Origin of the sequence: Shewanella sp. MTB7 (assembly GCF_027571385.1) — a bacterium.
Taxonomy (GTDB): domain Bacteria; phylum Pseudomonadota; class Gammaproteobacteria; order Enterobacterales; family Shewanellaceae; genus Shewanella.
Map to the genome: position 1 here is coordinate 5,244,406 of NZ_CP085636.1, position 14,739 is coordinate 5,259,144.

The window sequence follows — 14,739 nt, forward strand, 5'->3', positions numbered from 1 at the left end:
GTTCATCCAGAGTTCTGGGTGGCCATGTTATTTATGTTATTTGTTCTAGGGACGAGTGGCGTGTTGCTCTCGTTGGCCGACTTTACTCATATCACGACTCCAGCGTAATTGCTCAATAAGACCAACTACGTTCTTTTCTTCAGGTGAAAACAGTAAAATACTATGTGCTAACATGCCTCTTTGTACCTTACCGCGTCCTGCATGGTCTAAGTCACCTTTTATCGAACGATGTTGGTATATGAGCGTGGTGGTATCTTCTAGAGCAAGTAATAAATCATGTTGTTGCGCTCGCTCTACTGTGGCTTGAAAACCAGACTCAGCGATGGCTTCAGCTTTGATGTTATCGTTGCGGATAAAGCGATACGCACCTTCCATATCTGCAGGAGACTGTGTCACATTCACGATAGGTTTCCCTGGTTCATTAGCTAGAGTAGAAGCTAACTTTACCAGACGAGCAGTTCTTCTAGGATCTCCTAAATCAGATTGCCCAAATTGCTGTTGTGCCCACTGTAGATGTTCATGAATCATCACTTTATCTCCTTAATAAGGTTAAAAGTTCGGATCATAAAATTGAAAATTAGTTCAAAAAAATCCCTGTTAATTTCTTAACAGGGATTTGTGTATAAGAGACAGCTAAAAAGCCCCTTAACCACATCGCTATTTTAAGTTAGTTAAACGCATTACGCTTAACCAAGGTGCGGCCATTAGACAGTTCAGCAGATCTACTATCTGCCAATGAAGCTGTACAGTTAGTTTTATTATAGATATTGCCACAATCCCAACCAATAGGCAGCTCTATCACAGATCCACCGAAGTTGGCACCGACACGAATCGCAGTTTTTAAATTGTTGAAGTTGAAAGTTTTATTACCTGAGTTGCTAAATACGTGAGTTTGAAAGTAAAGCGGTTTACCAACTTGAGTTAATGCTTGATAGATATTTCCACCAGTAGCTCTTTCATTATGCAGTAAGCTATTGTTGCCCAGTACACAACGATTTCCAAGTTGACGACGACAGAAGTTAAACAACTGAATCGTTTTGTTATAGCTAGTAGATGCGTTACCTGTACCATAGTTATACTGTTGGTATAGATGGCTGGCAAACAGCGTTGGCGTTTTTTGCCACACAGCATGAGCATTCACCTGATCTTGCAGACACCTAAAATCTTTTTCATTAGTGTAAGGTGCAGATCTACCCGCGCTGTTAGTTGCATTACGCATTCTAGAGATATTGGTCGCACGCACTTCAGAGCGACCTGTACGGTTCCACATAATCTCAGTATGGAACGTCATACACATCGCCGCACTTACTGCTCCAACTGAGATATTATTGTCATATCGGTTAGCCAACGCGGCCATCATATTACGGTAATCAGTTTTATACCTTCCCTGCCAAAACAGCGGTAAACTGTGCGTTTGGTTTGATGATGTATTCTTAAAGTGCCAAGTAACAGAACCAACACGATTCTTTACCCATTGTGGAGCATGAACTCCAGCACGGATACGAATAAGCACCTTGTAACCATTTTGGTTAGATATCCCATTTCTACTATTGTAAGCTCGTGCATCTTGAATCGCGGTATCAATAAGGCTGAAGTTAAACCGCCCCTTTACAGGCTCCAGATCTGACCAGCGAATTTGGCAATATCCACCGTCGACATCACCTCTAGGGAAATCACAAAAACTGGTTGCACTAGGTGCCTTACCTCGTAATACCAAGCCACTCGGGAACTTTTTTAGCGTTGCTCCGTGAGCTTCAATACTATTAAACCCAGACAGCATGATAGTTAATATACATATAGTTATAGCTAGTTGTTTCATTACTTTATCCTCATTTTATTTGAGTGTGTGTAACGTGTGTACAGATTACATAATCAAAACAACATATCATATTTATAATACTATAGGGTCTATAACAAGAATCTTAATAATGAACTTAAATAAAATTAAACAATAAAACACTCCAACAAAATAAGTAATATATTGAATAAATGACAAATACACATGCTTATACCATTTAATTATATAGTATAAGCATGTGTGTGAAATAAAATTACGAATATACTAACTTACTAGAAACAATGTTTCTTCCAAGGCACATTTTAATCTCCCACCTTCGTCCAGGAGATATTATGCATGCTATTGAGTATTAACGAGATCTTATTTATGAAGATCACATTGACAAAGAAAATAACCAATCTAGACAAGTACCACTCGATTTTAAATAGACAAAAGTATTACGTTATATACCATACCCTTATTGCCAATCTACTTTAGCTATTAAAACAATCGATACAATTGATTTGTACCTACCCATTTTTAATGTAATTTAAACACACGACATCAAAAAGAAACAAATATGAAACATACAGTATTTTGTTTATTTAAATTACTATTAATTTGTAATTCAGCACTCGCTGAAGTCCCTGACAACTCTATTCACTCTATCGCTATTCAGTTTTTTGAACCTTTACCAAACAAGATGCCAGGAAATAAAGATGACAATGATATAAAAATAGCACTGGGTAAAAAACTCTACTTTGACAATCAACTTTCCATCAATAAAACCCAGTCTTGTAATTCATGCCATAACTTATTAGACACAGATTCTAATCCTGGCTCAGGCACCGATAATTTAGCGGTGTCTGTTGGTGCTTTAGGCGTGTCAGGAACGAGAAATAGCCCTACGACTTGGAACGCTGGTTTTCAATTCTCTCAGTTCTGGGATGGACGAGCCAAAAATCTGATAGAACAAGCGAAATTCCCAATACTCAATCCCATTGAAATGGCTCTACCTTCAGAGAGGGAAGCCATTACTAGGTTGACAGACACAGGCTATTTAGACCTTTTTATTAAAGCCTACCCAAATCAAGTCTCTCCTCTCAATTTTAATAATATTTTAGGTGCACTGTCCGCTTTTCAAAGAACCTTAATATCTGAAGATAGATTTGACCAGTTCTTAAAGGGAGATAAAAATATTTTATCTCCAAAAGAGAAGACAGGCTTAAAAACATTTATCACTGCGGGTTGTGTCGCATGCCATAACGGGCCTCTTCTCGGAGGTCAGATGTTTACCCGAATGGGAGTCGTCAATCCATACCCCAATAAAGTTGATAAAGGCAGAGCTCATATCACGCAGGATCCAGCCGACAATTTTTTATTTAAAGTACCGCCATTAAGAAACGTGTCCAAGACCGCACCTTATTTTCATGATGGTGCCGGAATAACATTAGAACAAGCAGTTAAAGATACAGGATTCCATCAGCTTGGTATCACATTAACAAATGAAGAGACCCAGGGGATAACGAGTTTTTTAAACACATTAGAAAACTTAAAAGTCGTGACCAGATGAAATTTACTTTATAGAAGAAATCGAAATAACCTCAATATTATTCGAACTTATATTTTAATGTAACGGAGTCATTATTATGCTAAAAAAAACAATACTATCTTTTATGATATCAGCGGTGATGGTCACTGCGACCTCCGCAGCCGCAAGTGAAACCCCAAAATCAAATCACTTTTGGTGGCCTGAGCAGTTAGATTTAACCCCTCTTCGAAATCATGCAGCCGAATCAAGCCCGATGAATAGCGAGTTTGATTATGCTGTAGAGTTCGAAAAACTGGATTTAGCGGCAGTTAAAAGCGACATCGATAAAGTACTCACCAATTCGCAAGATTGGTGGCCAGCAGATTATGGTCATTACGGTCCCTTCTTTATTAGACTGGCTTGGCATGCAGCAGGAACCTATAGAACGCACGATGGTCGAGGCGGAGCTGGAGGTGGACAGCAGCGTTTTGACCCACTCAATAGTTGGCCAGACAATGTCAACTTGGACAAAGCAAGAAGGCTTTTGTGGCCCATAAAACAAAAATACGGCCAAAGTATCTCGTGGGCAGATCTGATTGCCTTAACCGGTAACGTTGCATTAGAATCAATGGGATTCAAGACCTATGGTTATGCTGGCGGTAGAGAGGATGATTGGGAACCTGATCTCGTCTATTGGGGGCCGGAGAGTAAGTTTCTAACCGATGAAAGACGTGATAAAAAAGGTAAACTTAAAGGCCCGCTAGCTGCGGTTGAAATGGGCCTTATCTACGTGAACCCTGTCGGCCCACACGGGAATCCTGATCCACTACTGGCCGCTAATGATATTAGAATGTCTTTTGGCCGTATGGCTATGAATGATGAAGAGATTGTTGCGCTTATTGCCGGCGGACATACGTTCGGCAAAGCCCACGGGGCGGCAAAGCCTGACAAGTGTGTAGCAGCAGAACCCGCCGCTGCCGGTATTGAGGAGCAAGGTTTAGGTTGGAAGAACAAGTGTGATGAAGGTTCTGGCGCTGATACGATATCCAGTGGATTAGAAGGTGCATGGACAATTACACCAACACAATGGACCACGAATTACCTCGATAACTTATTTACCTTTAACTGGGTTAAAACCAAGAGTCCAGCTGGCGCCATTCAATGGACACCCGATACCGATACCGCCTCAAAATTAGTTCCCGATGCCCATGATTCCACAAAGCGTCATGCCCCCATCATGTTCACGACCGATATCGCAATCAAAGAAGACCCTAAATTTAGAGCCATTGCTGAGAGATTTAGAAAAGATCCGAAAGAGTATGAACTCGCTTTCGCGAAAGCATGGTTTAAGTTAAACCATCGCGATCTCGGGCCTAGATCTCGCTATCTAGGTAATGAAGTCCCAACAGAAGTCCTCATGTGGCAAGACCCGATCCCAGAAGTAAACCATAAGCTCGTCAGCCAATCTGATATCACGAAATTAAAATCTGAAATCATGAAGTCAGGTCTTTCAATTCAAGATCTTGTGCTTACCGCTTGGGCTTCTGCATCGAGCTACCGAGGAACCGATATGCGTGGCGGTGCAAATGGCGCTCGCATCGGGCTTTCCCCGCAAAAAGATTGGCAAGTCAACAATCCTAAACAGCTAGCTAAAGTGTTAAAGACACTGGGGAAGATTAAAGATAACTTTAATAAGAAATCTAAAAAGGTCAAAATTTCTCTTGCTGATATCATCGTATTAGGTGGTGCAGCAGCCATTGAGAAAGCAGTAAAAGAGGCTGGATTTAATAATAAAGTGCCATTTGCCCCAGGCAGAATGGACTCAAGCCAAGCAATGACAGATGTTGCGTCTTTTGAAGTGCTTAACACCCCAGCTGATGGCTTTAGAAATTACTACTCTACGGACAGTACAAAGTCTCCTACTGAGATGTTAATTGATAAAGCGGATCTACTCACGTTGACGGTACCGGAGATGACAGCATTAGTCGGCGGGATGAGAGCATTATCTGCCAACGCTGATGGGTCTAACAATGGCGTGTTCACCGATAACCCTGGCGCGTTATCAAATGATTTTTTCGTCAACCTACTCGACATGTCGGTTAAGTGGTCAAGGAAACCTGGCAGTGAAAACATCTATGAAGGATATGACAGAAAAACAGGCAAGCTAAAATGGACCGGCACACCTGTTGATCTCATTTTTGGCTCCAATACCGAGCTGCGTGCCATAAGCGAAGTGTATGCTTCTGCTGATGCCGAACAGATGTTTATTACTGACTTTATCGCAGCTTGGCACAAGGTCATGACAAATGACCGATTCAATCTGCAATAAAAGAAGATTAAGCCGTGCGTATTGGTAGCCTTATCATCACACGTTAAACATAGCCCTCCCCCATTATAAATACACTTTATTCTGGGGACTTGGCTATACACGAGAATGCAAAAAGCAGTAGACCTGCAACCCTATGAAGCCGACTTTAAAATTTACCTGATGGAGCAACTTCGCATTTCAGCAGACAGGACAAGACAAGTGTCGGATCGAGCACACCAAGCAGACTAAAATTAAGGAGTGTTAACCTGATCGTTAAAATCTTCAAAACGAGCTATTTTTCGCACTTCATGATGCTATAGTCAGGCTATTACAAAATAATGAGTTTCAATTCACCGTTCAGGGGTTACCTATGTTAAATGAGAATCATGCACTTATTTTTGACTTCCCAGAATTTAAACAAGACATTGTTTATTTGAATCATAAAGACGAAACATTCCAAACATTATCCAAACAATATCACCTATTAGATTATGAAATTCGTGAACTAGAAGTAGCTGGCAGCCCAACCGATGATGAGCATATGCATCTGTTAAAAATAAAACGCGCGACTTTAAAAGATGTATTATTTCAACTATTAAAAGATCACCACGACAAGGCAATATCAACAAATTAAATCTAAAATAAGAGCTGGTAATGGATGGTACACCAGCTCAGATTTTTGTTGTTTATCACCTTATCAGTTCACTTACTAAGCATCATGACTTCAGCTCGTTACTCGCCTTCAACTGATAATACCAACCCCCATCAACATTAGCGCAATGTAAACGAACGCTCTTTTTTATTAGTGCTTTGATATGAAGATCAAATAGAACAGTTGCCCAATTCAACATAAATCAGTATGTTTTATATGATATTGGACAGTACCAATATATTGCACTAACTCGACTTACCATCGAAATTAAACCAAAAAATAATAGAAAAGGAATTTATTATGTCATGGGATATTAATAATGTAGCTCATCGTCTCTTGTGGAGATTTTCTCGTTCAATGCATGTTGATTACGTGCTCTCAATGGATCCACCAACCACTTTTAAACAAGGAGGTGAATGGACCAATTCCTTTGTCATTGAAGTTGCTTACGGTGCGGGAGCAGCAATGGTTCGTTCCCATGCTGAACAGTTCGCGTTGAAGTTTAATGCATGGATGATCATTCAAAAAGATGCTCAATATGAAGATGATTATACTAAGGATATGGCTATTAATGAATTATCTGACAGTCTAAGTGTTGCAGGCAGCAAATTGAGCTCCGTAGCTGACACAGTCAATAAAATATACTTATGTGTTGGTGAGGTGAAGGATGCATAAATTCATATTAGGTGTATTACTCGCAACCCAATCAATTAATCTTGCTTTCGCTGATGATGAATTTGAAAAGTCATCTCAAATACTCTGCCCTAGTTACTTGAATGAAACGCTTTGTACTGAACGTTTAGCCATGTTTAAAGAAGTCATGCTCAGTGAACCTAGCAACTTTGAAGAATTTTCTGATCAATTCAAAGCGTCTTTGGCCAAGAGAGTTAATGACTCCGAGGTGATGAACGATCTCTTATCCAGCCCATTTATGCGAGATAAGCTCAGCGCCTTACCTTTAGAGTTAGAATTTAAAATGTTGGACCGAAAGGAAGGTGATTCAGTCATAGGTCTAGGATTTAACTACTCAAGGTCTTTTAGTCGAAAAAACTTTGAAAGTGAGGGGAAATATAACACTTCCTTTCAATTTGCCTTTGATTTAAATGGCGTGGTCACACAAAATGCCGATGAAAACCCAACTAACTTTATCGTCTCAAAACTATCGGCTTACGGCAGTCTTGTGCCCTCTTTCAATTTAAATAAAGTCACTGTTGCAACCGTTCCTGATATTTGTGAAACTGCTGAATATGTTAACGACCGTGATTGTATTTTGTATGACGCAAATCAAATCAATGCATTTTTTGAACCTATTGCCAGCGCCTTTTATTTAGATTATGGCTTAGATATAGGTTACGAGACAGATCAATCATTTGAGGCATCAAACACAACAATTGGTGGCTTTCTAAATCTGGGCTATGAAGATTTTTCTAGAGACAGTTTTATGGGTTACTACAGCATTCGCCCCTCAATTCGCCTTGCTGTTGAACAAATAGCACCTTCTGACGAGACTCCAAGGGCGCTATTAGGTGAAGATGATTCGTACCAACGACTATATGGCGAAGCCTCAATTGTGTTGCCTTTACAGAATTTCATCAATATTCCCTACTACTTTAATTTCAGTTATCGGGCTTATGAAGAGATGAGTGCTTCAAACATTGTAAAAGATGCAAATTTAGATGCATTTCAATTGCGTACATATAGTTTGGTGACCCCATTTGGTGTAGCACTTAGCTACACTTCTGGCCGGCTCCCCTTTGGTGTAGAAAATGAGAAAACGGTTGAATTAGGTTATAAGATTTATTTCTAACCCTTAAGCGCCTTTATTGTAATACCAGTCGGTATAAAGATGTGATCACCCAGCGAGAATTTAGCGCTTCGGAGGCAAGACAGCGAGTGAAGAGCATAGTTATTCTACGTTCAAGCTCGTTAACGCAGCATCAGATGCGCTAAAACTCGCCTTTTAGGCGGCTTTTTGGCTGCCTACTTCTGCGTTAAATGAATTCACAAGGGAATAACCATTCCATCATCCATTCGCCTTGAATTAGTTTGCCAAAAAGACTCTGAGTAGATCACTTTCTTATACTGATTGGTATAATGCGCTGATTTTTATCTTGTTTAACTGCCTTTTCATCAAAACTCTTCCCATATAAGTTCTCTGCTTTAATCAGAAACGCACCCCAAGCATGTAACCAAATCTTGATCAATTTGTAAAAAAATGTAAAACTACTTGTTTCATTTATATGATAAATGATATTTATTTGGTTAACTCAATTTGGGATACCCGATAATGAAAATACCGATTAAAAAAATGACCATCAACATTACGACTTCGTTACGCTGGCCAGCAATGGGTCTTCTATTGTGGGGCTCAGCTATCGCAGCTGAGCAAACTCAACCCAATGTGGTCGTGGTCTTAGCCGATGATATGGGGTTTGGTCATGTGGCAATGAACCTAGATTTAGCAACTGCTGATAGCTATAACCCACAGAACCTTAAGCGTGACAGCGCGCGTCACACTCCGTCATTAGCACGAGAATATGCTCAGAAAGCCACCCCTATGCTGACTCAACTAGCCAGTGAAGGGGTAAGATTTACCAATGCCTATGTGCCTAGCCCTTTGTGTGGTCCCAGCCGAGCAGCCTTGATGACAGCTCGTTATCCTCAACGCTTTGGCGTATATAATAATGCCGATGTTAAAGCCGCTGGCGTCCCTGTTTCTGAGAATATACTAGCCAATAATTTCCGAAAAGCTGGCTATCGCACAGCTGCCATCGGCAAGTGGCATCTAACCAAAGGTAATGATAAAGGTACTGATGAGTTACCTCAGCATCCACTCGACAGGGGCTTTGACTACTTTTTTGGTTTTGACCGCTCTGGCACGCCTTATTATGGTTCCAAGATACTCAAAAAAAATCGTAAGCCGGTTAAGGCTGAAGGGTACCTCACCGATCAATTGACCGATCATGCGCTGGAGTTCATCAACAGCGATAAGGAGAAACCCTTCTTCCTCTACATGGCTTATAACGCGGTTCATGGACCATTAAACAAACCTGCACCTAAACAATACCAACAAGCCTTCAATAGTGGCGATAGGTATCTGGATAACTTCTATGCCTATCTTTATGCCTTAGATCAAGGTGTCGCCAAAATCGTCAGGCAACTAGAGAAAAATGGCCAGCTAGACAACACCATTATAATGTTTCTTAGCGACAACGGCGCTCCCGGCGGTAAACCATTTCCATTGCCGGCGAATGCACCATTTACAGGGTATAAAGGTCAGGTTTGGCAGGGTGGAACTCGGGTGCCTGTTGTCATTTGGGGCCCGGAACATCTGGTGAAAGGGGGGCGTGTGGATGAATCAGTGATCTCCTCCATGGATCTGTTGCCAACAGCATTAGCAGCGACGGGAGCATCATTGCCTGACAATTTGGACGGTAAAAATCTATTGCCTAAACTTAAGCAGGCAAAAGATGACTACCGACAGTTATTTTGGGCCAGTCAATTATCCCATCACTGGGGTTTTATTCGCGATGCAAAGGGTAAAAAGATTGAAGATAAATCGACAGCCGAACCTGCCTGGGCGGTGCGCAGCGGCAACTGGATGTTACGTTATTGGGCTGATAGTCAGTCAACAGAATTATTTGATATGACCTTAGATCATGGCGAAAGACAAGATATAGCTAACATGCACCCTGCAGTAGTGAAGCAACTGACGGCTGACTATAAAGTCTGGTTCGACACTTTAGCTAAACCTGCCGGTTGGCAAGCAAGTTATTGGGAAAGGTTGCGGATTAAATAGCGCCATCAGAGCCGGATCCTTTGAGGTCCGGCTTGGTGCTAACCAAGCTATTTTGATGGTGTTACTTAATACAAATAGATGGAAAAACAGTGATGAAAAAAACGTTCTCTTTATTATTAAGCAGTCTGCTCAGCGTGGGAGTCGGTGCCCACCAGTTGGAGCCACTGCACACGTTAGAGGCACAAACATCTGCTGTTAATTCTTCTCAGCAACCTCACAATGTGCTGCTGCTGTTAATCGACGATCTAGGCTGGACCGATTTAGGCGCTTATGGTAGTCAATATCACGAATCCCCCAATATTGACGCACTGGCTTCAAAAAGTCGTTTGTATACACAAGCCTATGCGTCGTCACCTGTTTGTTCGCCAACTCGAGCGGCGTTGTTGACTGGAAAGCATCCCAGCAGATTGAAAATCACCACTCATTTTCCCGGCCATAAAGAAAAAACACCCAAGCTGCAAGAACCCTGGAAAACAGACCACCTAGCCTTATCTGAGTTTACCCTCGCAGAGGCTTTCCAATCACGTGGTTACAGTACATTTTTTGCGGGAAAGTGGCATTTGGGCGGTGAAGGAAAGTTACCCACAGATCAGGGTTTTGATATCAATATTGGCGGCTTTAACAAAGGCTCTCCCAGAGGCGGTTACTACGATCCCTACAAAAATCCTAATTTGCCAAACCGTACCCCTGGCGAGCATCTAACCAAGCGACTTACAGATGAGACCATCGATTTTCTCAAGCAAGATCATAATGAACCATTTTTTGCCTTGCTGTCGTATTACGCGGTGCATACACCACTGGAGGCTGGGCCGGATAAACATGAGTACTTTGAAAAGAAAGCCAATAAAGTCGCTGGCGCTAAGGCTTTTTTGATTGATACAGATCACGATAGTCGCACTCAGCTTAACCAAGTCGATGCAAAATACGCATCTATGATTTGGGCAGTCGATAAGTCTGTGGGGCGTATACTCGCAGCACTGGAACAACAGGGGCTGGATAAAAACACCCTAGTGGTATTAACGTCTGATAACGGCGGCTTCTCTACTCGCAAGCAGGGAGACACGAGAGTGACAGCTACCGCCAATTTACCTCTACGTTCTGGCAAAGGGTGGATCTATGAGGGAGGCATTCGTATCCCGTTATTGATCCATCAACCGGGTCAACAAATACAGAGCCAACATGACACCTTAACGACAACCGTCGATCTTTACCCTACATTAACTGCAGTCGCGGGTGCTAAAACAGCAAAGAATATTGATGGTACTGACTTATTGATGCTGGATAACAACCCCGATATTGCCCGTCAACGCCCTGTTGTTTGGCATCATCCTCATTATCACGGCAGTGGTAATACACCCAGTGAAGCTATTCGTGTTGGTGATTGGAAACTGTTGCATTTTTATGAGCACGATACTGTCGAGCTATACAATCTTAAACAGGATATCGCTGAGCAAGTTAATCTAGCGGACAGTGAGCCTGAAAAAAAGCGCCAGTTACTGAACTTGTTGGATGAATGGTACACAGATAATGACATAGAAAGAGTCAGTCTTATTGAATAGGTAATACCAATCTAGGCTGACTGGAAACGCTCTAAAAATCAGTCAGTTTCAACAGAAAAAAACGCCACTGAATACAGTGACGTTTTAAGACTGCGAGTATTGTATTTCAAGCAATTGATTTAGTTTAGTTGTATATCAGGCACAGGTGTTGTTCGTTCGATAAACTGAGACTCAATAAGTTCAAGCGCTTCATCCAAGATCTCTTTTGATGCTTTATAAGCGGCGTCACTGTCTCGAGATTTAATGGTATCCAAAATATGTTGATGCTTGATCACATCAGCACCCGGGACACCTTTAATTTTATTGGTGTAACGGATACTAACTCTTAATGCCGTCGCGATAAAGTTGGTGAGCTGGTAGAAAAAACGATTACAGCTTGCTTCAAGAATTGCGGTATGAAATGCAATATCAGCTTCTAACGGATCATCTAAACCATTATCGGCATCACGCATTCTATCCAGCGCATTCTCAATGTTTCGCAGTTGTTCGGCATTGGCTTGTAGAGCAGCTAATGCGCAAGCTTGAGGCTCAATTGCCACTCTCATCTGAGTAAACTCATGTAAAAGCTGAATCGAGGGTTTACTGCTTAAAATCCAGCTTAAAACATCTGTATCGAATAGATTCCAATTGTGTTCTGGCATCACGCGGATACCTTGCTTAGGGCGTGAAGAGATGAGTCCCTTGGCTGACAGCATTTTCACAGCTTCCCGAGTTGCGCTCCGGCTCACACTGTATATAGAACAGAGTTCAGCTTCTGATGGGAGGCCACTTCCTACAGAATAACGGCCCTTAACAATCTCCATCCCAAGATCATGGGAGAGTTGATGAGTTAAATTGTGTTTCTCACGTAGATTCATAATACTCTTATTTATCATGTAAATAGCTGATGCATTTCCCTTTTATGACAATGCTATTAACGTCAGGGGTTAGCTCATACTACCTCAGATGTAAGCCTCTGGAAAACAAGTAAATCAAAAAACGTCATGAATATAAGCGTTACAGGTAGAAGCTGTAGTGAAAAATAGAAAGAAGTTGACTTAATGTTAAATATAGTATTAATATGATAATAGGGCAAGGAGATGATAATACAGACACTGTTAAAATAATTATATTAAATAATTTTAAACTTAGTGATTAATAGTATTTACCTACTGATCATCATCAAAAACTCACTAACAAGCAATGAGTTAAAGGTATTTCAATTGATTTATTGTCAGTGTGGTGGACGAAAGATGGCCTTTTTAAACCGAGTTTAATTGGTTGAAAAAGTTGCAAAAATGAACAAGCTGATACAGCTTTTCATTAGGGCCATTGATTAGGAGAAGAACTATGACCATCTCACAGCTTGATTACCGGCTTGGCGGACGCGGTGTATTTGTAACCGGAGGCGCTACCGGGATCGGGGCTGCACTTGTAAAAGCATTTATTGAGCAGGGAGCCAATGTTGTTTTTGTGGATATTAACAACGGAGCTGGTGAGGCTCTGTTACATGAACTGATGCCTAAAGCTGATCAGCAATTGCGTTTTTTACCACTGGATGTAACCGACACACAGCTACTGCAGCAAACCATCGCAGAACAAGCCGCGTTATTAGGACGCTTGGATGTCATGATTAATAACGTTGGCAACGATAATCGACATGATGCAGCAGAATTGGATGAACAGGACTGGATGCAGTGTATGGCAATTAATCTGCATCCTGCATTTTTTTCATCCCAAGCAGCCTTTAAGGCGATGAAAGAAGCCCAGTCAGGAGTAATACTCAATTTCAGTTCCAACATGGCCTATATCGGCGAACGTAATATGGCGGGTTACATCACAGCTAAAGCTGGGCTTGCTGGGATGACTAAAGCCTTGGCAAAGGATTATGGTGGTGACCACGTCAGAGTTAATGCCATTGTGCCTGGCTGGGTAGCCACAGAGCGTCAACTAGAGCAATGGCTGTCACCTGAACAAGAGCAACAACTAATGGAAATGGTTGCCATACAGAAACGTATTACACCAGAGGAGATTGCCCGTTTGGCACTGTTTTTAGCCTCTGATGACAGCACATTTATCACTGGTCAGTGCATGGTGATTGACGGAGGCAGAATATAAGTGATGGGGCAAGCTGATGTAATCGTGATTGACTGGGGGGCCAGTTGCTTAAGAGCCTATTTGTGTGCTGAAAGTAACGATGGCCTCAGAGTATTAGAACAGATCACAGGACCTGGTGTGACTAAGATTGGCCGCGAGTTCGAGGCTGAACTCACTAACGCGATAGCGCCTTGGAGCAAACAACATGGCCTGTTGCCCATTTTCATGTCGGGCCATATAGGTTCTAGTTTGGGCTGGCACGAAGCGCCTTATCTTTTTTGTCCAGTATCACCAGAAGATGTGGCTAAACACCTTGTACGGTTCAAATCTGCAGGTCACAAAGTCTATCTGGTTCCTGGGGTTAGCTGTATTGAACCTGGAGTTCATCGGGATGTAATGCGAGGTGAAGAAACCCATGTTTTGGGCTGGCTTAGATTAGATGAAGCCCATCGCCAAGGTAAACATCTGTTGTGCTTACCTGGCACCCATACTAAATGGGTATTGGTAGAAAACGGCCTAATAACCGTTTTCAAAACGGCGATCACCGGTGAGTTATTTGATCTACTCAGTCACCAAAGTGTGCTTATACAACACCAAACCGTTGAGATGGATATGCTGGCCTTTGAACGAGGTGTAAGACTCACCCTTGATAGCGATTATGGTCAGTTTGTACATAACTTATTTAGTGTTCGTACCTTGCAGGTATTAGGCGATTTGAAGCCAGAGCAGGCTCAATCTTACTTATCGGGATTGTTGATAGGAAGTGATGTCAAGGCTGCGTTAATGGCACCTGAGTGGAAAATTGATGAGTTAGTCTCGATTACCTTAATTGGTAGCCAGTCTTTATGCCGCTTATTTGAAAAAAGTTTAACAATGAAAAACCTTTGCACTGAAAATATAGATGATAAACAGACGTGTTTGAGCGGATTTTCCGCCATCTACCGTGCAGTTTTGCAGGAGTAAGTCGTGGCCATTATGTCACCAGAAACATCTGGTAAATGGTCAAATTGAAATAATAATATGCTCAAGTGGGGAAG

The 14,739-nt window shown here is 41.7% G+C and carries 11 protein-coding genes and 1 pseudogene; 9 read left to right on the forward strand and 3 right to left on the reverse strand.

Annotation, left to right across the window (positions count from 1 at the left end):
- Positions 1-48 precede the first annotated feature (48 nt).
- Together HWQ47_RS22830 and HWQ47_RS22835 are read right to left on the reverse strand one after the other, a co-directional pair.
- Positions 49-528, reverse strand: a pseudogene (locus HWQ47_RS22830) (IS4/Tn5 family transposase DNA-binding protein); the annotation flags it as partial.
- A 139-nt stretch (positions 529-667) separates the two neighbouring features.
- The gene (locus tag HWQ47_RS22835; RefSeq protein WP_269968290.1) at positions 668-1,819 is read right to left on the reverse strand and encodes a beta-galactosidase; all 1,152 of its coding nucleotides are present in this window, start codon (positions 1,817-1,819) and stop codon (positions 668-670) included.
- A gap of 538 nt (positions 1,820-2,357) precedes the next feature.
- On the opposite strand from HWQ47_RS22835, the gene HWQ47_RS22840 reads away from it, so the two are divergent.
- The 7 genes from HWQ47_RS22840 (at position 2,358) to HWQ47_RS22870 (ending at position 11,626) form a co-directional block, all read left to right on the forward strand.
- The gene (locus tag HWQ47_RS22840) at positions 2,358-3,350 is read left to right on the forward strand and encodes a cytochrome-c peroxidase (RefSeq protein WP_269968291.1); all 993 of its coding nucleotides are present in this window, start codon (positions 2,358-2,360) and stop codon (positions 3,348-3,350) included.
- Positions 3,351-3,426: 76 nt separating this feature from the next.
- Positions 3,427-5,637, forward strand: a complete 2,211-nt coding sequence (gene katG / locus HWQ47_RS22845; RefSeq protein ID WP_269968292.1) for a catalase/peroxidase HPI — start codon at positions 3,427-3,429, stop codon at positions 5,635-5,637.
- 349 nt (positions 5,638-5,986) lie between these two features.
- Positions 5,987-6,250, forward strand: coding sequence for a YdcH family protein (locus tag HWQ47_RS22850; RefSeq protein ID WP_269968293.1), 264 nt, complete (start codon positions 5,987-5,989; stop codon positions 6,248-6,250).
- Between the two features lie 318 nt (positions 6,251-6,568).
- Positions 6,569-6,943 carry a hypothetical protein gene (locus tag HWQ47_RS22855; protein ID WP_269968294.1) on the forward strand — a complete coding sequence of 125 codons (375 nt, stop codon included), beginning with the start codon at positions 6,569-6,571 and terminating at the stop codon, positions 6,941-6,943.
- The gene (locus HWQ47_RS22860; protein ID WP_269968295.1) at positions 6,936-8,075 is read left to right on the forward strand and encodes a hypothetical protein; all 1,140 of its coding nucleotides are present in this window, start codon (positions 6,936-6,938) and stop codon (positions 8,073-8,075) included. Before HWQ47_RS22855 ends, HWQ47_RS22860 begins: the two co-directional genes overlap by 8 nt.
- 480 nt (positions 8,076-8,555) lie before the next feature.
- Complete coding sequence (locus HWQ47_RS22865) at positions 8,556-10,067, forward strand: sulfatase-like hydrolase/transferase (RefSeq protein ID WP_269968296.1); 1,512 nt, start codon at positions 8,556-8,558, stop codon at positions 10,065-10,067.
- Between the two features lie 92 nt (positions 10,068-10,159).
- A complete protein-coding gene (locus HWQ47_RS22870) occupies positions 10,160-11,626 on the forward strand; it encodes a sulfatase (RefSeq protein ID WP_269968297.1) in 1,467 nt (488 codons plus the stop codon).
- A 119-nt stretch (positions 11,627-11,745) separates the two neighbouring features.
- Here the strand turns inward: HWQ47_RS22870 and HWQ47_RS22875 are convergent, their stop codons facing one another.
- Positions 11,746-12,483, reverse strand: a complete 738-nt coding sequence (locus HWQ47_RS22875; protein WP_269968298.1) for a FadR/GntR family transcriptional regulator — start codon at positions 12,481-12,483, stop codon at positions 11,746-11,748.
- Between the two features lie 472 nt (positions 12,484-12,955).
- Between HWQ47_RS22875 and HWQ47_RS22880 the strand changes: the two genes are divergently transcribed.
- Both HWQ47_RS22880 and HWQ47_RS22885 read left to right on the forward strand, forming a co-directional pair.
- The gene (locus HWQ47_RS22880) at positions 12,956-13,723 is read left to right on the forward strand and encodes an SDR family NAD(P)-dependent oxidoreductase (RefSeq protein WP_269968299.1); all 768 of its coding nucleotides are present in this window, start codon (positions 12,956-12,958) and stop codon (positions 13,721-13,723) included.
- Positions 13,724-13,726: 3 nt separating this feature from the next.
- Complete coding sequence (locus tag HWQ47_RS22885; RefSeq protein ID WP_269971835.1) at positions 13,727-14,665, forward strand: 2-dehydro-3-deoxygalactonokinase; 939 nt, start codon at positions 13,727-13,729, stop codon at positions 14,663-14,665.
- The last annotated feature ends 74 nt before the right edge of the window (positions 14,666-14,739 follow it).

Excerpts from the sequence above, each read along its gene's own strand:
- HWQ47_RS22835 (WP_269968290.1), bottom strand. The coding sequence starts at position 1,819 with ATGAAACAACTAGCTATAACTATATGTATATTAACTATCATGCTGTCT.
- HWQ47_RS22840 (WP_269968291.1), top strand. The coding sequence starts at position 2,358 with ATGAAACATACAGTATTTTGTTTATTTAAATTACTATTAATTTGTAAT.
- katG (WP_269968292.1), top strand. The coding sequence starts at position 3,427 with ATGCTAAAAAAAACAATACTATCTTTTATGATATCAGCGGTGATGGTC.
- HWQ47_RS22850 (WP_269968293.1), top strand. The coding sequence starts at position 5,987 with ATGTTAAATGAGAATCATGCACTTATTTTTGACTTCCCAGAATTTAAA.
- HWQ47_RS22855 (WP_269968294.1), top strand. The coding sequence starts at position 6,569 with ATGTCATGGGATATTAATAATGTAGCTCATCGTCTCTTGTGGAGATTT.
- HWQ47_RS22860 (WP_269968295.1), top strand. The coding sequence starts at position 6,936 with ATGCATAAATTCATATTAGGTGTATTACTCGCAACCCAATCAATTAAT.
- HWQ47_RS22865 (WP_269968296.1), top strand. The coding sequence starts at position 8,556 with ATGAAAATACCGATTAAAAAAATGACCATCAACATTACGACTTCGTTA.
- HWQ47_RS22870 (WP_269968297.1), top strand. The coding sequence starts at position 10,160 with ATGAAAAAAACGTTCTCTTTATTATTAAGCAGTCTGCTCAGCGTGGGA.
- HWQ47_RS22875 (WP_269968298.1), bottom strand. The coding sequence starts at position 12,483 with ATGAATCTACGTGAGAAACACAATTTAACTCATCAACTCTCCCATGAT.
- HWQ47_RS22880 (WP_269968299.1), top strand. The coding sequence starts at position 12,956 with ATGACCATCTCACAGCTTGATTACCGGCTTGGCGGACGCGGTGTATTT.
- HWQ47_RS22885 (WP_269971835.1), top strand. The coding sequence starts at position 13,727 with ATGGGGCAAGCTGATGTAATCGTGATTGACTGGGGGGCCAGTTGCTTA.